The 19,203-nt window shown below is 49.0% G+C and carries 20 protein-coding genes and 1 tRNA gene; 9 read left to right on the forward strand and 12 right to left on the reverse strand.

Annotated features, from left to right (window positions below):
* Positions 1 to 8: 8 nt before the first annotated feature.
* From iscR to trmJ, 3 genes are all read right to left on the reverse strand, one after another.
* Complete coding sequence (iscR, locus tag FQ182_RS11245) at positions 9 to 500, reverse strand: Fe-S cluster assembly transcriptional regulator IscR (RefSeq protein WP_133102077.1); 492 nt, start codon at positions 498 to 500, stop codon at positions 9 to 11.
* 279 nt (positions 501 to 779) lie between these two features.
* On the reverse strand, positions 780 to 1,562 hold the full coding sequence (gene cysE, locus FQ182_RS11250) for a serine O-acetyltransferase (protein ID WP_149411641.1): 783 nt from the start codon (positions 1,560 to 1,562) through the stop codon (positions 780 to 782).
* Between the two features lie 2 nt (positions 1,563 to 1,564).
* The gene (gene trmJ / locus FQ182_RS11255; protein WP_149411642.1) at positions 1,565 to 2,335 is read right to left on the reverse strand and encodes a tRNA (cytosine(32)/uridine(32)-2'-O)-methyltransferase TrmJ; all 771 of its coding nucleotides are present in this window, start codon (positions 2,333 to 2,335) and stop codon (positions 1,565 to 1,567) included.
* 145 nt (positions 2,336 to 2,480) lie between these two features.
* Between trmJ and suhB the strand changes: the two genes are divergently transcribed.
* Positions 2,481 to 3,296 carry an inositol-phosphate phosphatase gene (gene suhB, locus FQ182_RS11260; protein WP_149411643.1) on the forward strand — a complete coding sequence of 272 codons (816 nt, stop codon included), beginning with the start codon at positions 2,481 to 2,483 and terminating at the stop codon, positions 3,294 to 3,296.
* 70 nt (positions 3,297 to 3,366) lie between these two features.
* On the opposite strand, the gene FQ182_RS11265 is transcribed toward suhB, so the two are convergent.
* From FQ182_RS11265 to queA, 6 genes are all read right to left on the reverse strand, one after another.
* On the reverse strand, positions 3,367 to 3,909 hold the full coding sequence (locus FQ182_RS11265) for a glycine zipper 2TM domain-containing protein (protein WP_133102073.1): 543 nt from the start codon (positions 3,907 to 3,909) through the stop codon (positions 3,367 to 3,369).
* Between the two features lie 123 nt (positions 3,910 to 4,032).
* Positions 4,033 to 4,947 carry a protein translocase subunit SecF gene (secF, locus tag FQ182_RS11270; protein ID WP_149411644.1) on the reverse strand — a complete coding sequence of 305 codons (915 nt, stop codon included), beginning with the start codon at positions 4,945 to 4,947 and terminating at the stop codon, positions 4,033 to 4,035.
* A gap of 9 nt (positions 4,948 to 4,956) precedes the next feature.
* Complete coding sequence (secD, locus tag FQ182_RS11275) at positions 4,957 to 6,825, reverse strand: protein translocase subunit SecD (protein WP_149411645.1); 1,869 nt, start codon at positions 6,823 to 6,825, stop codon at positions 4,957 to 4,959.
* Positions 6,826 to 6,887: 62 nt separating this feature from the next.
* Positions 6,888 to 7,226, reverse strand: a complete 339-nt coding sequence (gene yajC / locus FQ182_RS11280; RefSeq protein ID WP_133102070.1) for a preprotein translocase subunit YajC — start codon at positions 7,224 to 7,226, stop codon at positions 6,888 to 6,890.
* 43 nt (positions 7,227 to 7,269) lie between these two features.
* Positions 7,270 to 8,385: a tRNA guanosine(34) transglycosylase Tgt gene (tgt, locus tag FQ182_RS11285; protein ID WP_178114438.1), complete on the reverse strand. Its 1,116-nt coding sequence runs from the start codon at positions 8,383 to 8,385 to the stop codon at positions 7,270 to 7,272.
* 5 nt (positions 8,386 to 8,390) lie between these two features.
* Positions 8,391 to 9,455 (reverse strand): tRNA preQ1(34) S-adenosylmethionine ribosyltransferase-isomerase QueA, encoded by a 1,065-nt coding sequence (gene queA / locus FQ182_RS11290; protein WP_149411646.1) that lies wholly within the window; start codon positions 9,453 to 9,455, stop codon positions 8,391 to 8,393.
* 108 nt (positions 9,456 to 9,563) lie between these two features.
* On the opposite strand from queA, the gene FQ182_RS11295 reads away from it, so the two are divergent.
* The 6 genes from FQ182_RS11295 to FQ182_RS11320 all read left to right on the forward strand — a co-directional run bounded on the left by FQ182_RS11295 (position 9,564) and on the right by FQ182_RS11320 (position 14,210).
* Positions 9,564 to 9,648: transfer RNA gene (locus tag FQ182_RS11295), tRNA-Leu, on the forward strand.
* Between the two features lie 301 nt (positions 9,649 to 9,949).
* Positions 9,950 to 10,258 (forward strand): hypothetical protein, encoded by a 309-nt coding sequence (locus FQ182_RS11300; protein WP_149411647.1) that lies wholly within the window; start codon positions 9,950 to 9,952, stop codon positions 10,256 to 10,258.
* 101 nt (positions 10,259 to 10,359) lie between these two features.
* Positions 10,360 to 11,040 (forward strand): hypothetical protein, encoded by a 681-nt coding sequence (locus tag FQ182_RS11305; RefSeq protein ID WP_149411648.1) that lies wholly within the window; start codon positions 10,360 to 10,362, stop codon positions 11,038 to 11,040.
* Entirely contained in the window at positions 11,033 to 11,302 is a 270-nt protein-coding gene (locus FQ182_RS11310; protein ID WP_149411649.1) for a hypothetical protein, read from the forward strand. Before FQ182_RS11305 ends, FQ182_RS11310 begins: the two co-directional genes overlap by 8 nt.
* A gap of 699 nt (positions 11,303 to 12,001) precedes the next feature.
* On the forward strand, positions 12,002 to 13,585 hold the full coding sequence (locus tag FQ182_RS11315; protein ID WP_149411650.1) for a replication endonuclease: 1,584 nt from the start codon (positions 12,002 to 12,004) through the stop codon (positions 13,583 to 13,585).
* A gap of 400 nt (positions 13,586 to 13,985) precedes the next feature.
* Positions 13,986 to 14,210: a hypothetical protein gene (locus FQ182_RS11320; protein ID WP_149411651.1), complete on the forward strand. Its 225-nt coding sequence runs from the start codon at positions 13,986 to 13,988 to the stop codon at positions 14,208 to 14,210.
* 15 nt (positions 14,211 to 14,225) lie between these two features.
* Here FQ182_RS11320 and FQ182_RS11325 read toward each other — a convergent pair whose 3' ends face one another.
* The 3 genes from FQ182_RS11325 to FQ182_RS11335 all read right to left on the reverse strand — a co-directional run bounded on the left by FQ182_RS11325 (position 14,226) and on the right by FQ182_RS11335 (position 18,213).
* Positions 14,226 to 16,187, reverse strand: a complete 1,962-nt coding sequence (locus FQ182_RS11325; protein ID WP_149411652.1) for a relaxase/mobilization nuclease domain-containing protein — start codon at positions 16,185 to 16,187, stop codon at positions 14,226 to 14,228.
* The gene (gene mobC / locus FQ182_RS11330) at positions 16,184 to 16,555 is read right to left on the reverse strand and encodes a plasmid mobilization relaxosome protein MobC (RefSeq protein WP_149411653.1); all 372 of its coding nucleotides are present in this window, start codon (positions 16,553 to 16,555) and stop codon (positions 16,184 to 16,186) included. The genes FQ182_RS11325 and mobC overlap by 4 nt, the downstream gene beginning before the upstream one ends.
* Positions 16,556 to 16,893: 338 nt before the next feature.
* A complete protein-coding gene (locus FQ182_RS11335; RefSeq protein WP_028624202.1) occupies positions 16,894 to 18,213 on the reverse strand; it encodes a DUF6538 domain-containing protein in 1,320 nt (439 codons plus the stop codon).
* Positions 18,214 to 18,445: 232 nt separating this feature from the next.
* On the opposite strand from FQ182_RS11335, the gene FQ182_RS11340 reads away from it, so the two are divergent.
* Both FQ182_RS11340 and FQ182_RS11345 read left to right on the forward strand, forming a co-directional pair.
* Positions 18,446 to 18,775, forward strand: a complete 330-nt coding sequence (locus FQ182_RS11340) for a hypothetical protein (protein ID WP_149411654.1) — start codon at positions 18,446 to 18,448, stop codon at positions 18,773 to 18,775.
* 57 nt (positions 18,776 to 18,832) lie between these two features.
* On the forward strand, positions 18,833 to 19,153 hold the full coding sequence (locus FQ182_RS11345) for a barstar family protein (protein ID WP_149411655.1): 321 nt from the start codon (positions 18,833 to 18,835) through the stop codon (positions 19,151 to 19,153).
* Positions 19,154 to 19,203 lie beyond the last annotated feature (50 nt).

The following is a 19,203-nucleotide window of genomic DNA, read 5'->3' on the forward strand; positions in this document are numbered from 1 at the left end:
TTCGGCTGTCACTCGACGGCGGACGCTTCAATCTTGTCCAGACGCGGCGCCCTGGTGTTACAGCGGCGCTGGTCCTGACGCTGGGCTACTTCTTGCACCTCACGGCGAGTCACAAGATCAGCCAAGCTGATACCACTCAAAAATTCATGGATCTGCAGGCTCAGATCGCACCACAAGTGGTGCGTCAGGCAGGTGTCGCCGGCATGGCAATCACCCAACCCCTGGCATTTGGTAGCATCGACGGATTCGTTGACCGCATCGATCACCTGGGCCACCTGGATGCCCTGCATGTCGCGGGACAACTGATAACCACCACCTGGCCCACGAACACTGGAAACCAGATTGCTGCGGCGCAATTTGGCGAACAACTGTTCGAGGTAAGACAGGGAAATGCCTTGGCGCTCAGAGATATCGGCCAGGGACACCGGCCCATTTTGCGCGTGCAGGGCCAAGTCAAGCATGGCGGTCACTGCGTATCGGCCTTTTGTAGTCAGTCTCATGGACAAGTACCAAGGTGTTTCAGAATAGGAGCAAGTATGCAATTCCCGAGTATTTAAGTCAACTATAAGACCTAGTACCTTAGTCGGGAATACCCGCAAAACGGGCGCGCGAATAATAGCAGGGCGAGATGGCATCGAACAGCGGAGCTGAAGCCACGCCGATCAAATGTAGGAGCGCGCTTGCTCGCGATGGACGCGAGCGATTACGCGGGGTGTCTGGATGCCCGCGTCGCTCTCAAGCTTTTCGCGAGCAAGCTCGCACCTACAGATGGGAGGGGATTAGCCCGCCTTGCTGGCGCCTTCGTCCTTGATCTCGGCGAAGTCTTCTTCGCGCAGTTCCGGCAGGTCCTTGGCGCAGTAGCTGCTGCCCAGCTCCTTCAACGCGCCGCACATGCCATCCAGCTTGCCGTCCACCGCTTGCAGATGATCAAGCAACTGGCCGATGGCTCGGGCCACTGGGTCGGGCATGTCTTCGCTAACGCCATAGGCATCGAAACCAATCTTTTCCGCCATAGCTTTGCGCTTGGCTTCCTGCTCGCCACTCGCCTCAGCCTTGACGATGATCCGACCCGGAATGCCGACGACCGTTGCACCGGGCGGCACAGCCTTGGTGACCACGGCATTGGAGCCAACCTTGGCACCGGCGCCGACAGTAAACGGCCCGAGCACCTTGGCGCCTGCCCCGACTACAACGCCATCTTCCAGCGTCGGGTGGCGCTTACCCTTGTTCCAGGTGGTCCCACCGAGGGTCACACCCTGGTACAGCGTCACGTCATCACCAATCTCGGCGGTCTCGCCAATCACAATACCCATGCCGTGGTCGATAAAGAACCGACGACCGACCTTTGCGCCAGGGTGAATCTCGATGCCGGTCAACCAGCGGCCAAAGTTGGAGACCACCCGCGCCAGCCACTTCCAACCCATATTCCACAGAGCACCGGACAATCGGTGAATCCAGATCGCATGCATGCCCGGATAGCAGGTCAGCACTTCAAAGGCGTTACGCGCCGCCGGATCACGATGAAAAACACTCTGGATATCTTCTCGCAAACGCTCGAACATTTTTAATCCTTCCGCTTAAGAAGCTCGCCACGGGCCGCTTTCTGGGTTTCCGTGAGGATGCCACGCAATATATTCATTTCTGCCCGACTGACCGAGCTGCGTCCGTACAACCGGCGCAGGCGAGCCATCAAGTGCCGTGGTTTTTCCGGATCGAGGAATTCGATGGCTACCAGGGTTTGCTCCAGGTGCTCATAGAATCGCTCCAATTCGTCCATGGTGGCCAACTCGCCACTTTTGGTCGACGCTACCTCGCCCTTCTCCACTTTACTCGGCTGACCTTGAACCGCCAGCCAGGACATGCGCACTTCATAACTCAACACCTGCACCGCTGCCCCGAGATTCAGCGAGCTGAATTCGGGGTCTGATGGGATATGTACGTGATAATGACATCGCTGCAGCTCATCATTGGTCAGACCGGAATCTTCACGACCGAATACCAAGGCGACTTCGGCGCCGCCAGCGGCTTCCTCGACGACTTTTGTGCCGCACTCACGAGGATCAAGCAGTGGCCAGGGGATGCGGCGGTCGCGAGCACTGGTGCCGAGCACCAGATTGCAGCCCACCAGGGCGTCTTCCAGCGTGGCGACCACTTGGGCACTTGCGAGGACGTCATTGGCGCCGGAGGCACGGGCATCCGCCTCGTGGTGCGGAAACAGGCGCGGTTCGACCAGCACCAGGCGCGTTAGCCCCATGTTCTTCATGGCTCGCGCCACCCCGCCGATATTGCCGGGATGACTGGTATTGACGAGGACGACACGAATGTTTTGCAGCAAGGGAGGCGCTCTCGGACACAGGAAAGGGGGGCAAATCTTACAGAACAGCCCAAGGTTATGCCATGAAAGCTAACGTCGCCCTCCACCTGAAGAAAGTTTCTGCTAGAATGCCCGGCTTTCTTTAACAACCTTAGGTGACACATCCATGCAGCCCATGCTGAATATCGCGCTGCGCGCCGCCCGCAGCGCCAGTGAATTGATCTTCCGCTCCATCGAGCGCCTGGATACCATCAAGGTCGACGAAAAAGACGCCAAGGATTACGTATCCGAGATCGATCGCGCGGCCGAGCAGAAAATCATCGACGCTCTGCGCAAGGCCTACCCTACCCACGGCATCCTCGGTGAAGAAACCGGCCTGCACAAAGGTAGCGGCGAAGGCGAAGAGTACCTGTGGATCATCGACCCACTGGACGGCACCACCAACTTCCTGCGGGGCATCCCGCACTTTGCCGTGAGCATTGCCTGCAAATACCGTGGCCGCCTGGAACACGCCGTTGTTCTGGACCCGGTTCGCCAGGAAGAATTCACCGCCAGCCGTGGCCGTGGCGCCCAGCTGAACGGTCGTCGCCTGCGCGTCAGCGGTCGTACCAGCCTGGATGGCGCCCTGCTGGGTACCGGCTTCCCGTTCCGTGATGACCAGATGGACAACCTGGAAAACTACCTGGGCATGTTCCGCGCCCTGGTAGGCCAGACCGCTGGCATCCGTCGCGCTGGCTCGGCAAGCCTGGACCTGGCTTATGTGGCCGCTGGTCGTTTTGATGCGTTCTGGGAGTCGGGCCTGTCCGAGTGGGACATGGCTGCAGGCGCGCTGCTGATTCAAGAAGCAGGCGGCCTGGTGAGCGACTTCACCGGCGGTCACGACTTCCTGGAGAAGGGTCACGTGGTAGCTGGCAACACCAAATGCTTCAAGGCAGTACTGACGGCGATCCAGCCGCACCTGCCGGCTTCGCTAAAGCGTTAAGCGAACGAGCACAAAAAAGCACCCCTAGGGGTGCTTTTTTTATACCTGGTGTTCTACCTGAACGGCTGGCTTACTGCTGGTTCTGACCGATAACCAGATGCCCTTCCTTGTCGACCGGAATCTGGCCGCCTGGATCACGCTCCATGCGCACGGAGCCTTCCTTACCATCCAGCAGATACCGCACGTCATAACCCACTACCTTGTCACTGATGTCATTCACAGTGTTGCAACGGGTCTGGGTGGTTGTGTAGGTATCGCGATTTTGCATGCCTTCCTGAACCTTGTTACCGGCATAACCGCCACCGACCGCACCGGCTACAGTGGCGATCTTCTTGCCATTGCCGCCACCGATCTGGTTACCCAGCAAGCCACCGGCCACGGCACCTACGACACTGCCGATGATCTGATGCTGATCCTGCACCGGCTTCTGCCGGGTCACAGCAACGTCCTTGCAGACCTCACGAGGGGTTTTGATCTGGGTTTTCACCGGCTGCACTGCCAGCACTTGCGCATACTCAGGGCCGCTTTTTACCAGGCTGTAGGTGGCAACAGCACCCCCGGCAGTCACACCGACAGCACCCAATACCGCACCAACCAGTAACGACTTGTTCACTTGAACCTCCTGACCATCACAAACGGACTGAAACGTCCGCGCTATACCCAGCCTTGGAGCAAAAAAAAAGGCGCGAGTTCAATACTCGCGCCTTCTTTGTAACAGCGGATCAACAATCGCCCATCAAGGACGGTCGTCAACCTCCTTGTCAGTGCTAACTGGAGGGATCAAGTCTTCGCTGCTGAGGTTCAGCCAGATCAACACCACGTTAGCGATGTAGATCGACGAGTAGGTACCCGCCAGAACGCCGATAAACAGCGCCAGGGAGAAGCCCCACAGGTTGTCGCCACCGAACACCATCAGTGCGGTAATTGCCAGCAAGGTGGAGATCGAAGTCGCCATCGTGCGCAACAGGGTCTGGGTGGTGGAGATATTGATATTGTCGATCAACGTCGCCTTGCGCAGCACCCGAAAGTTCTCGCGAACCCGGTCAAATACCACGATGGTGTCGTTGAGGGAGTAACCAATGATCGCCAGCACCGCCGCCAATACCGTCAGATCGAAGGTGATCTGGAAGTAAGCCAGGATACCCACGGTCACGATCACGTCGTGGATTAGCGACACAATAGCGCCGACCCCGAACTTCCACTGAAAGCGGAAAGCCAGGTAAATCATGATGCCGACCAGAGCCATCAGCATGCCGAGGCCGCCCTGGTCGCGCAGCTCTTCACCCACTTGCGGACCTACGAACTCAACGCGCTTGACCGAGGCCGGGTTGTCGCCACCCACCTTGAGCAAGGCTTCAGCTACCTGGTGACCCAATTGTGGATCTTCGCCCGGCATCCGCACCAGCAGGTCTGTGGTCGCACCAAAACTCTGCACGATGGCGTCGTGATAGCCAGACTCGACCAACTGAGTCCGCACCTTGGCGACATCGGCCGGTTTCTCGTAGGTCAGCTCAATGAGCGTACCGCCAGTGAAGTCCAGACCGTAGTTCAGGCCCTTATGGAACCAGCTGAACAACGCCAGAACGGTAAGGAGCACAGTGATGCCGAACGCAACGTTGCGAACGCCCATGAAGTTGATTGTACGTAACATGGCAGCCCCTTAAATCCACAACTTCTTGAAGTCACGTCCGCCAAAGATCAGGTTGACCATTGCGCGGGTCACCATGATGGCCGTAAACATCGAGGTAAAGATCCCGAGGGACATGGTCACCGCAAAGCCTTTGACTGGGCCTGTGCCCATAGCAAAGAGAATCCCGCCGACCAGCAAGGTGGTCAAGTTGGAGTCAAGAATCGCGGTAAATGCCCGGCCGAAGCCTTCGCTGATTGCCCTTTGCACCGTCATACCAGCGGCGATCTCTTCACGAATCCGCGAGAAGATCAACACGTTGGCATCCACCGCCATACCCATGGTCAATACGATACCGGCGATGCCTGGCAGGGTCAGCGTAGCCCCCAGCAGCGACATCAGGGCCAGCAGCAGCACCATGTTCACACTCAGCGCAACCGTGGCGATGATGCCGAAGAAGCGATAGATGGCGATGATGAACAGCGACACGAACAGCATGCCCCACAAGGAAGCGTCGATACCTTTAGTGATGTTGTCGGCACCCAGGCTCGGGCCAATGGTGCGCTCTTCAGCAAAGTACATTGGCGCCGCCAGGCCACCGGCACGTAGCAGCAGCGCCAGCTCAGACGATTCGCCCTGGCCGTTCAGGCCGGTGATACGAAATTGAGCACCCAGCGGCGACTGAATGGTCGCCAGGCTGATGATCTTCTTCTCTTCCTTGAAGGTCTGCACCGCCACGTCTTTCTCGACACCGTTGACCATTTGTTTGGTGTAGGTGGTGACTGGACGCTGTTCGATGAAGATAACCGCCATGCTGCGCCCGACGTTGCTGCGGGTTGCGCGGCTCATCAGTTCGCCACCGTGACCATCCAGACGGATGTTCACTTCAGGCGTGCCTTGCTCACCGAAACCAGCCTTGGCGTCGGTAACCTGGTCACCGGTGATGATCAGGCTACGCTCGATCTGCGCCGGTGGACGATTGCCTTCACGAAACTCGAAGGTCTCGGAAGTGGCTTTGGAAGCACCCGGCTCGGCGGCCAGGCGGAACTCAAGGTTGGCTGTCTTGCCGAGGATCCGCTTGGCTTCAGCGGTGTCCTGCACACCTGGCAGCTCAACCACGATGCGGTTGGCACCCTGGCGTTGAACCAGTGGCTCGGCCACACCCAGCTCGTTGACGCGGTTACGTACCGTGGTCAAGTTCTGCTTGATGGAGTATTCGCGGATTTCCGCCAGCTTGGCCGGGGTCATCGCCAGACGCAGCACCGCTTGACCATTGAGGTCGGCAGGTACGATATCGAAATCGGTAAAGCTCTTGCGGATCAGGGCACGGGCCTGTTCGCGGGTGGCTTCGTCAGCAAAACCCAGCTGGATGGCACCGTTGAGCTGCGGCAGGCTGCGATAACGCAGGCGCTCTTTGCGCAGCAGGCTCTTCACGTCGCCCTCGTAGACTTTCAGGCGAGCATCGAGAGCTTTGTCCATGTCCACTTCAAGCAGGAAGTGCACACCACCGGACAAGTCCAGACCCAGCTTCATCGGGTGCGCGCCAATGCTGCGCAACCAGGCTGGCGTGGTCTGTGCCAGGTTCAGCGCGACAACGTAGTCATCACCCATGACCTTGCGCACAACGTCTTTAGCCGGCAATTGGTCTTCTTGCTTGGTCAGGCGCAACAAGCCGCCCTTCGCGTCAGCCGCCAAAGTGGCTGCTTTAACCTGGATACCCGCAGCAGTGAGCGCTTTGCTCGTGCGGTCCAGATCAGTCTGAGTGACCTGCAACGCAGTGCTGGCGCCAGTAATCTGGATCGCCGGATCATCAGGATAAAGATTGGGAGCGGAATAAATAAAACCGATCGCCAGCACCGCCAGGATCAGTACGTATTTCCACAGAGGGTATTTGTTCAGCATCACGCCGCCCGCTTATAACGCGGGGCGCCTTGCGCGCCCCGTCGATTGGTAAAGGTAGGAACTTAGATCGCTTTGAGCGTGCCTTTTGGCAGCGTGGCGGCGATGGCGCCTTTCTGGAACTTCATTTCAACGGTGTCGGAGACTTCCAGGACCACGAAAGCGTCGGAAACCTTGATGATCTTGCCAGCGATGCCGCCAGTGGTCACAACTTCGTCACCTTTCTGCAAGCTGCCCAGCAGGTTCTTCTGCTCTTTGGCGCGCTTGGCCTGTGGACGCCAGATCATCAGGTAGAAGATGACCAGGAAGCCGACCAGGAAAATCCACTCAAAACCACCACCCAAAGGGCCGGCAGCGGCCGGTGCAGCGGCATCAGCCATGGCATTAGAGATAAAAAAGCTCATTTAGCACTCCAGTTGCAAATAGTGAATCTTAGGGTCGGGAAAATCAGTCCAAGGGCGGCACAGGCAGCCCGCGCTTGGCATAGAAGGCATCGACAAAGGCGGCCAATGTACCCTGTTGAATAGCCTCGCGCAAACCAGCCATCAGGACTTGGTAGTGACGCAAATTGTGGATGGTATTCAACATGCTACCCAGCATTTCCCCGCATTTGTCCAGATGGTGCAGATAAGCACGGGAGAAGTTCTGGCAGGTGTAGCAATCACAGGTGGGATCCAGCGGCGAATCATCATGGCGATGGAACGCGTTACGGATCTTCAGCACGCCTGTATCAATGAACAGATGCCCATTGCGGGCATTACGGGTTGGCATCACGCAATCGAACATGTCCACACCGCGGCGCACACCCTCTACGAGATCTTCCGGTTTGCCAACGCCCATAAGGTAACGAGGTTTGTCAGCCGGCATCAGACCCGGCAGGTAATCCAGCACCTTGATCATCTCGTGCTTGGGCTCGCCCACCGACAGACCGCCGATAGCCAGGCCGTCAAAGCCAATCTTGTCGAGGCCTTCCAGGGAGCGCTCGCGCAAACCCTGGTGCATGCCGCCCTGGACGATACCGAACAGCGCGGCGGTGTTATCGCCATGGGCATTCTTCGAACGCTGGGCCCAGCGCAACGACAGCTCCATCGACACCCGCGCCACTTCTTCATCGGCCGGGTAAGGCGTGCATTCGTCGAAAATCATCACGACGTCGGAGCCTAGGTCGCGCTGGACCTGCATCGACTCTTCCGGCCCCATGAACACCTTGGCGCCGTCCACCGGCGAGGCGAAGGTCACGCCCTCCTCCTTGATCTTGCGCATGGCGCCCAGGCTGAACACCTGGAAACCGCCGGAGTCGGTAAGAATCGGGCCTTTCCACTGCATGAAGTCATGCAGGTCGCCGTGCTTCTTGATCACTTCCGTGCCCGGGCGCAGCCACAGGTGGAAGGTGTTGCCGAGGATCATCTCGGCGCCGGTGGCGACGATATCCCGTGGCAGCATGCCTTTTACGGTGCCATAGGTGCCGACCGGCATAAATGCTGGGGTCTCGACGGTGCCACGCGGGAAAGTCAGGCGACCGCGACGGGCCTTGCCGTCAGTGGCCAACAATTCAAACGACATACGACTCATGCTTGTTCCTCTGGGCCCGATTCTTTAGGGGCAGTCGGCGCCGGATTGCGGGTGATAAACATCGCATCACCGTAGCTGAAAAAACGGTATCCATGCTCGATGGCCGCTTTATAGGCGGCCATGGCTTCGGGATAACCAGCGAACGCCGACACCAGCATCAACAGCGTGGATTCCGGCAAATGGAAATTGGTCACCAGGGCATCGACCACATGAAACGGCCGGCCTGGGAAGATAAAGATATCGGTGTCGCCACTGAAGGGCTTAAGCACGCCATCACGGGCGGCACTTTCCAGGGAACGCACGCTGGTGGTGCCGACCGCCACCACACGACCACCGCGAGCCTTGCACGCATTGACTGCGTCCACGACGTCCTGGCTGACTTCCAGCCATTCGCTGTGCATATGGTGGTCTTCGATGTTATCCACACGCACCGGTTGAAACGTCCCGGCCCCCACGTGCAGGGTCACAAATGCAGACTCGACGCCCTTGGCGGCAATCGAGTCCAACAACGGCTGATCAAAATGCAGCCCCGCCGTCGGCGCTGCCACCGCGCCCAGGCGCTCGGAATACACCGTCTGATAACGCTCACGGTCCGACTCTTCGTCCGGGCGATCTATATAAGGAGGCAACGGCATATGCCCGACCCGCTCCAGCAGCGGCAGTACTTCCTCGGCAAACCCCAACTCGAACAACGCATCATGACGCGCCAGCATCTCGGCTTCGCCACCGCCGTCGATGAGAATCTTCGACCCCGGTTTCGGCGACTTGCTGGAGCGCACATGGGCCAGCACGCGATGACTGTCCAGCACCCGCTCCACCAGAATCTCCAGCTTGCCGCCGGAAGCCTTCTGGCCAAACAGCCGCGCCGGAATCACCCGGGTATTGTTAAACACCATCAAATCGCCTGGGCGCAAATGCTCAAGCAAATCAGTGAATTGACGGTGTGCAAGGGCACCGCTGACCCCGTCCAGGGTCAACAGTCGACTGGCGCGACGCTCGGCCAAAGGGTGGCGAGCGATCAGCGAATCAGGGAGCTCAAAAGTAAAGTCAGCAACGCGCATGATGGGGTTCGTCTAGCAGGGCCGGGAAGTCTAGCGGAAATAGTGAAAATTGACCATGAAACGTGATTGACCAACGGTAATCTCATCTCTATACTTCGCCGCCATTGAGCCCTGATGGCGGAATTGGTAGACGCGGCGGATTCAAAATCCGTTTTCGCAAGAAGTGGGAGTTCGAGTCTCCCTCGGGGCACCAACATTTTCCTTGTAAATCAAGGACTTAGAGAAGGGGTAGAAAGAAATTTCTACCCCTTTTTCTATCCAAAAAATCTACCCTTCTCATACCCTTTTCTTGGGAAAAACTGCCTCCCGGCAGTGGTCTTCTTGCTTTGCATTCACGCGAGAGACTGTGCTTTCAAGCCATCCTTTCTGATCCAGACCGTTTGAAGTGCTGCGGCTCTGCAGCAGTGCGTAAAAGGGTCAGCCATGGGTTGCATAGATGTGTGGCTCAGGAGAGGATTAGCCTAGGCACATCGCCACCACGCAAGGAAAGCCACATGCAAGCAAAATCCCTGAAGGCCTTGATTGCTGACCATGGAGTCTCATTCGACGCGAGCACCATCATGAATGCTCTGTTGAAAGCTGGTTACGCGGAAAATTTTGAGTATGCGAGCACCACCGGCAACGGTGTGACGAAGTCATTCAGGAAATTGACCGATCAAGGTGAAGCTTTCGGCGTCAACAAGGCATCTATGGGCCATCCCTTTAAGACTGAGGCGAAATTTTTCGGAGAGACTTTTCCTCAAATGCTTGACGTGGTCGTTGAACAATTGCGGAATGAAGTCGGAGGGCTGTTAGCCAAATGAGGTTAGCACTCGTCTTGGCTGCCACTCCCCCACTGTGGTAGTGGCTACATTCCGGGTGAGAATGTTCAATAGGGTAAACTCGATGTTTAGAAGGGCACGATATGCCAAGCACCTTACTTTCAAAGCTTATAATTCCATTTTTTCTATCTGTTGCATCGAGCGTAAGTGCGGCGGAGCTAATATTTCATGACATTCAACAAGATAATGCACTCTGCCCCTACATGGGGAAAAAAATGTGTTATGCCGTTACGATGGACGGACCAATTGAGAAAGGGGATGCTGTTAAGCTTGAAGGCTTAATAAACCGTATGCTTAATATGAACGGTTTAAGTTCTCGCTTGGGATACATATATCTCAGTTCTGCTGGTGGCGATATACACGAAGCAATGAATATAGGACGGACTTTAAGAAAGAACAAAGTTCAAACTTTGGTCGGCGTCAATGACAAGTGTTACTCTGCGTGTGTTCTGATTTTAGCTGGCGGTGTAAGTCGCTTACCCACAGGGGAAATTGGAATACATTCTTTCTATTCTTTGGCATCGACACAAAAAGGGTTCGATTACGAACAAGAAGATAAAAGATATAAAGTTGTAGGGCAGGAGATTGAAGAATATTTGAAAGAGATGCGGGTTTCTGTTCGATTACTAGATGAAATGATGAGCACACCTGCGACGACAATGCGAGTTCTTACACTTGAAGAACAGCAAGCAACATCTTTATTTGGCTTTGACCCTGTATTTCATCAATATCTTGTTGCTAACGGGTATATGAAAAATGAATGACGATAAGAAATTAAACAAATGGATTGAGACGACAATTCAGGACGAACTTGGCGAATTTCTGAAGAGTGTTGATGCCAGTGGCGATGATATTAAGGTTGTGCTTTGTAATAGTGAAGGGAACTTATTCACGCCACGGATGCCATTCGAAAAGCGAAAAATCAAAAAAGAACAAGATTTGTTTGACAAAATAAGAACCATAAAATCTCATGCGTCAATCACGGATGAATTTAACGCACCTATAAGTTGGGAGAACGGCAAATAGGACTTCTCGGCTGTCTTGGACGGCTGAACTTGTTCAGGACTTAAAAACGACCAGATAAAGCGTGGAGTGGCTCGTCAGGCAGGTAATCTGCCTTGTGATAGAAAAGTAAAAATTATTAAATTAGAGTTGACCTCTATTTGATGATTAAGGTTGCACCTTAAATATATTTTCGATTTTCTATTGACAACTAATTTCATTGTTTTTAAGCCAAAAAACGGCTGCCCAAGATAAAGAAAACTCAAAAAACTGACATAAAAACGTGAAAAAACTCAACGCACTTTTTTCAGTGCATTAACGAAAATAGGCTAAAAACGGCGTGTTTCAATTTTAGGTATTACCATACGCACAAGATGGTAAACCGTCTAAAAACGACAATTTCATAAGTTTTGATATTTGAAAGTTTTGCTGCTCAAACTGTATTGAGAATGAAATTCTCACCTTTACGCTTTTGATTTCCATATGCGAACTTGGTTCGCAATACCCAGATGCTTTTCGCCTGTTAGGGCGGTTTTACGTTTTTTACGCTCTTCTTGGATAACTCTTAAATAAGTGTCGCAAGTTGATTTTATAGGTTTTTTTGACCGTTTTTGATTTGTAAAAAAATCAGCTTTTTTACAGGTTAGAAAGTAAAAATATTTATTTATTTGACAACCATGCACGGCATGGTATTTGTATTAGTAACGAACAATAATAACTTTCATGATATTTATTCCACAACGCATAATCCTTAAAAATCTTACTCCTGAATTTTTCTTTGCAGAATGTGAAAGGCAGTATTTTTTTGAGCGAGCCATCGAAAAAAAGATGATTGCAAAGGAATGTCTTGAAAATAAGTTAAATAACTCATCAAAAAGAAAGCGTGAAAACATAGCCAAAGAAATAAGAAACCTCAAAAATAAATTCACTTGGGTTGCCACTTGCAGTGAATATAGATGCTGGAAGATACGACATAAATACATTCTAGCTGGCGATTTGGACGAAATCGTCAAAAATATCACGTTTGTTTTCGAGAGAATTCAAGAGCAACTAATAATAAAGCAGAGAAACCTCGACAACGATGACTCCGGCGAGAGTATTTTTTCACGCATAAAGAATGATTGGGATATCGGTTATGGTATCAAAATAAAGGACATTAAAGGGTCAACTATAAAAGACAAGCTCATCAACATTGCTGATGAGAAAAGACTTAAATCACAAATAAAAAGAATACAAAAACAAAGAAGCGAACTTTTAAAGCTGCACTCAGGTTTGATTGGTTCCGGTCGAGCATTTGAGATTTGTAGTGATGAAGTTGTTCGCAATAGAGAAGCTGACGAAGCCAGCCAGCTTGATTACATAATGAAGAAATCTCTTGTTAATGAAAACAACAAGAAAATCCCACTATGGAAAGTAGCAAGCACTGAAAAGCAAAGATTTGCTGAGATATTTATCCAAGTCTCATCGTTGGACGCCTATGCCAAACAACTTGACTATAAGCCTCTTTTCATAACTTTTACCGCTCCGGCAAGATTTCATCCAAAGCCGTCGAAAGGCGTTAGTTCTTGGGACGGTTCAACCCCAAAGGATAGCAATGATTACTTGAAAGGCTTATGGAATGCTTTTAGAAAAGACATCCATAGACATAAGATTGAGATGAATGGTTTCTGGGCAGTCGAACCTCACAAAGACCAGTGCTTTCATAAGCACGCTTTAATGTATGTTAATAAGAAACATTATGACGAATTAGTAATCTTGATTAACAAGCATTTTAGACACTCGGAAAACGCCGTAAGAATTGAAGAAATTGACGCAAAGAAAAGCAAGGCAACATCATACGTGATGAAGTATCTAACTAAGTCATTCAATTTGGAATTCGAGTTAAAAGGCGGCGTCCTAAATGTAGATAAGTTGGAAATCTCAAATCACAAAAAAGTTAGAGCAGTTCAAGCACTGTGGTCTGTGCGTAGATATGCAATGTTCGGCGTTAAGAATACGCTTTCATTGTGGAGAGAGCTGAAAAGAAAATCATTCTTGAAAGGCAAGAATGACGTTATTGATAAGGCGTTCGCATTTGTGGACAAGAACGATTTCATTGGGTTCTCTATATTTGTAAATGGAAACCTAAAAATAATGAGGCTATACAGCAAAATACAAGTATTTAAGAATGACCTGCTCGGTGATGTTTTCGGAAAAAGACTAATAGGTAAATACATAATTGATTTGAGCACAAAAGAAATGATTGATATAAAAGCAAATTACAAAATTGTTGATACTGCATTGCTTGATGCTGCCGAGTTGCAATAAATAAATACTTATCTATTGATTATTTATAATCGCATGTTATATTGTTATCAAGAACAGGAGATTATGAGCATGCAACTAATAAGGGTAACTAGCAAAAGAAAAGAAATCTTAAAATATACAAAAAAACTAGGTCTTTATGGTTTATATAAAGATGTTAAGAATGCACATGACAAAAGTGTTTGTCATTTGATTTTTGACCCATTAGATTACACATTCAAGGTGCTGGTAGACCAAAGTAGAGTTCCTTACGAATATCAAGACGAATGTATAAGAGACTTATAACAAAGCCAGCTAATGCTGGTTTTTTTGTGCCTGAATTTTGTCAAGAAAAATATGTATTTATTTGACTTTGCTTTTATTTGTGCTCTAATAAATATATATAAATAAGAAAGGGACACTAATGAAAAAACCAAAAGCAAAAGCAAATCTTAAAGTTTGCACCATCACACTCGACGCTGAAACACATAATCAATTTAGAGAAATTGCCAATACTCACAAATTTCCGTTGTCACGCTTTATAAATGATTGTATGAAAGAATACTTAAATGCAAGCAAAGTTAACGGGTTCAACAAAGATGTAACGCTACAAGTTGGAATTAGAAACTTTCAAATCCAAGACAAATAAAAAGCCCTGATAGGGCTATTTTGTTAACTGTGGTTTTAAGTCAAACGTAACCGCTCTTTTGTTTGCCATCTGTGCTTTAAAAGCTTGTTCAAGCTGTTTTGCTGCCGCTGGGTCTCTTTCTTTAATTTCATCAAATAGATTATAGAGCTTCTCTCTGAATTCATATTGACGTTTAACATCTCCAGTTTTTATTCCATTACGATTTTCTGGGATGTTGTCCATCTCTCTATGTCCGGCAATATCTCTCTTGCTATTACCCGGAAATGAACTTTTCTTTAGTCTCGGTTGTAACCATTCAAATTCTTCAACAAGTTCATCATTCGAATATGTTGAATAGTCTCCATCAATCTTGTGATTTTCAGGCTCTGCAAGCGGTTCTGGTGCCATCGGTATGTAAAACTCATCTATGGCAGGCTCTACTGGTTTAGGTGGTTCTACGGCTTCTGTGGGAGCTTGTGCGACAGGGGTAGCTATGGCTGGCCGGAACATATCGTGCAAGTCATCAATTAAGCCATCATTGGTTGGCGTAACCTTTTCTTGTTCAACCTTCTTTGTAGGCTCTGGTGGCTTCTCAGGAGCTTTTTGAAGAGGTATAGGCATGACAGGCTCAACTGGTTTAGGTGCTTCTACGGCCACCGTAGGGGCTTCTGGTGCTGGTTGCGGTTTAGGATCGGCCTTCTTATTCATCGAAGCATATTGCTCCTGAATTTTCTTCAATTCGTCTAAATCTGCTGGGGTAGGTTTGTAGCCTTCAAGCTTGAAGCCTTTGGCTTCCAATCCCATTAGCTGAAATTCGAGCCATACATTCTTCTTGAAGTAATCAGGGCCATTCACTGTAAATGATTGTGGTGGTTTGGCGTCGGCAACAAGTCTTTGAATGCCAGCCTTTGCTGACAGTCTTGATAAATCATGGAATGAAACTTTTGATGGGTCTTTGTAATACTCGAATGATTTCTTGCTACTGGCTGAATTATAGAAATATTCAACCTTGTCACTATGCTGAATAAACTTGAACTTAGTAGCAAGCACTGAGTTTGGTTTAATCTTTTTCATGTAGTCGGGTTCTGCTTCGGTTGAAGCGATTGAACAATTTTCGTATTCCTTTACGTTGTGCTTATTTTTTAAAGTCTGCTCAAAGCCAGTGTCATCACCTAGTTTCGCTTTAAGTGTTTTGTAAGATAGGCCAAGCTCGGATGCTTTGAATATCTGGTCTTCATGTTGAATGGAGAAAGATGATTTGCCATTGTGAATGACATTGAAACCATTCTCGGTTATCTGGTTGATGAAGTCGGATGGGCTGGAAGCATTGTTAAGGAAATCACTCAAAGCGTCTTTCATTTGTTTCTTGTTAGAAATAACGCCACGAACGTCAAGCATTCTTTCTTTTGTTGATGGATGCTTGTCTTTGTATTTCTTGTTGATAATGTCTTTCTTATCTTGCAGTGTTAGCTCTTTTATTTTGTCGAGTTCATCCATGTCTCTTGAAATTCGATTTTCGGGAACTATTAGATTGTATTTTTGTTCAAGCTTTTCACATTCTCTTTCAATAACACGGTAGTCATTGCTGACGTTGTAACACTTGCCATTAAAATCTTTTAAAGCCCACACAATATGAACATGAACCTCATCTGTATCAATGTGAACGCCTAACGAATACTTTCTATTTGAAAGTTTATGCGTGGCCTCATAAAGTTCTTTTGCAATATCACGGGCTTGCTCTGGTGTAATATTGTCATTCGTATGAAAGCTAACAACATCGTGCTGGGTTCTAACGGATTGCTTTCTACCTTTCTTGTTGTCAGTAATATCGCTTTCAATTGATTGTGATATTGCTTTCGCAATATCTTTCTTTGAAGCATTCAAAGGCGTGTAAATATTTGACTCGAATAAAACGCAGCCTTCTTCTTTATTGAAGTATTTGGCTGTTTTGTAAATCTTTGATTTAGATTTTTGAGTGCTTAGCTTTTCACGTATCATGACTTACCTACGTTTCTTAATGTCTCCTTTTTTAATTTGCCCAACTTTTTAGTAAGTATAGTTATGTTTTGGTCGAGTGCAGTTAGCGTTTTTAGAATATCAAAAGGTGGTGTCTCATTCGCATTTAGACTTTTAGCTATTTGATTTAGGTTGTTTCCATATCCGCCCAGAAACCTTTCAATTTTATCAATGTCTTGTCTAAGCTCAGGATTGGTGATTTCAATAATTTCACTGATGCCATTATTAATGATGTGGGAAATATAGCCGGACTGGCTTTTGTGTATAATTCCCCTTTCGTGCTCAATCTTTTCGTAATCACTTTCGGATATTCTTACATTCATCTGTCTTGGTTTTTTATTATCACTCATACATTCCTCATGGTTGTTGATTTTAATTTTTCAAACGTAGTGCGAAAAATCGAGCGTAAATGTAAGCAACGAACGAAGTGAGGTGCTATACATTTACATTGCTCGCCTGTAATGTTTTCGAACTACTAATATCAAGTTAACATATATTAAAATGTTTTCAAGTTGTATAGCTTTCAATAAGCCAGATAACAAAGAATGAAAGTGTATAGCAATGTATAGCAACGTATAGCAACGTATAGCAACGTATAGCAATGTATAGCAACGTATAGCAATGTATAGCAGGCATTAAAAAGGCCACCTAATTAGGTAGCCTCATGAATGATGACAACAATAAAAAATTATACTGAGAATTTATATTGTAGGTGTTTAACAGCATCCATTTTAGATGCTGGGGTTGGGCCTTCCGAATATCTATCGAAAGTCATTCTTAGCAGTCCATCAGCTTTGTGGCCAACCAACGAAATGATGACAAGGTTCTTAACATCAGCACGCTCTAATGTAGTGATTACAGTTTTGCGAATGCTATGGAAAACACATTTTTTATCAAAACCTAAATCTGTCTTGAAGATTGAAAATTGATTACCTAAACCTTTCGATTTGGTTTCATACTTCCCACCTTTGCTTGTCTTCAACAAATACCCATCGTCCGATGAACTAACAAGCCGTTTGACCGTTTCCATGAGAACCGGATGAATTGGCACAAAACGAACGGATGCTTGTGTTTTACCTTCTGTAATATGAAAACAATCCACACCATCCTCTTTAACAACTGACGATGTTTTTAAACGGCATATTTCTTCAATGCGTGCTCCCGTATAGGCCGCTATCTTAATCAAATCGGCTAATTGACGCTTTCCTTTTTCAACTGCTTTACTATGCAAGGTTTCAACCTCTTCCGCCGTAAAAGCACGTCTTTCATCTTTTTTGAGTGTTCCACGTCTAACTTGGCTCAATTCATGACTTTTGAAAGGATTGATTGGATAACGTTCTTTGAATGGTGGTTCTTTTTTAATCAAGAAATTATAGAAGGCATTAAACGAAAACAAATATTGTTTCTTTGTCTTCGATTCCAGATTTTTTGAAATCAAGAATGAAGCAACTGCCTCATAATCCAGCAATAAGTCCTCAGCTTTCAAAAAGGCATCAAGTGCTTTAATTCTCTTTATATGTCTATCAACTGTATTCAAGTCTACTTTTCGTTGATTTAATTCATAGTTATAGAAACCATCAAGGCGACTTTTGAAAAATGGGGTTTTTGGTGAGTAGTCCGAACGACCTGCTGCAATATCAATTGCTTCATTAACAAGGTCGATGCTTAACTTCTTATCTTGTGTATATTGGATTACTTCAAAACCCATTTTTGTTTCATTGTTTGCGGGTTTCCCCTTAATTTTATCTTGGTTTATGGCCCTTTGATGCTTTTCAACTATTTGAAGAACATCATCACGGAAATTGCCGATTTCACCCCTACGGGCTTTTTCGATTTCGGTTTTCCACTGCTGCAACCATCGTAGTTTGAAAATATGGGCTTCCGAACGATTGCCAGTTTTGAGGCTTTTAGTCAAAACCTTACGCCCGGAAAAGGCTTCCCGTGCGTCTTCTGGAACGTCCAGACGGACGTAGTAGGTGCCGGATTTCAGGACTAAAAAATCGGTCATAGCAAAAGCCTTCGCTAGTCATTTCTACCCAAAATTCTACCCAAAATTTCTACCCAAAGCCACTGAAAGCCTTTAAACTCGCGGCATTGCTGGGTCTTATGATGTTTTTGAGGGAGTTCGAGTCTCCCTCGGGGCACCATCTTAAAAAAGACCTTGAAATTCAAGGTCTTTTTTTTCGCCTGTAGAAAAGTGATTGTTGGCAGACGCACACGACTGTAGAGGAACCTGGACCATGGAATTGACGCTGGAGACGGTTGCGCTTTTCGCCCTCAAGTTGGCTTATGAGATAGACGGTGGCAGCCCGATTTTGCGGGACGATCTGGTCATGAGTGAGTATGAGAGGGAGGTTTTTGGGTTGCTCGTGCGTCAGGGTGATATCGACGCTATCCAATCTAAAGTCTCGGAGTGCGCAGGATTGGCACTGGTGGCTTTAGGCGGCACGGATAAGCCGCTCGGTCGCGAGCTGCAGCGGCTGGCCGCTGAAGTCAGCCAGGCGCAGACACTTGAGAAACTGAACGCCCCGCTGCTCACACTCAAGGACTACTTGAAAGACATCCAGTGAACAAGCCCCATGAAAGACGGGACACTTACACCCCCCACCCCGACGCCCACTGAATACATGACTAGATTACCCGTCATAAAAATAGACTTGAGCAGTATCAAGGACTCCCAAGAACTCCACTCCACCCTGAGCAATGTTCTCGGCTTCCCGGACTGGTACGGCCAAAACTGGGATGCATTCTGGGATGCCATTACCGGGCTGGTAGAAATGCCCATCACGCTGCAACTCTCAGGCTGGGATATCTTCTCCGAACACTTGCCCCAAGACGCGAGGCTGCTACAGCAATGCCTCACCGACATGACGCTCAACTACCCGGACCTGGCGCCAGAGGTTCACTACATGAGCACAAGCAATATCCTGCCGCCGACTCACCAGTAGCGCATTGATCGCTGAAGTTCTTGGCGCCGCTGGTTCTACACGGAGCGACG

Origin of the sequence: Pseudomonas sp. ANT_H4 (assembly GCF_008369295.1) — a bacterium.
In the GTDB taxonomy this organism is placed as follows: domain Bacteria; phylum Pseudomonadota; class Gammaproteobacteria; order Pseudomonadales; family Pseudomonadaceae; genus Aquipseudomonas.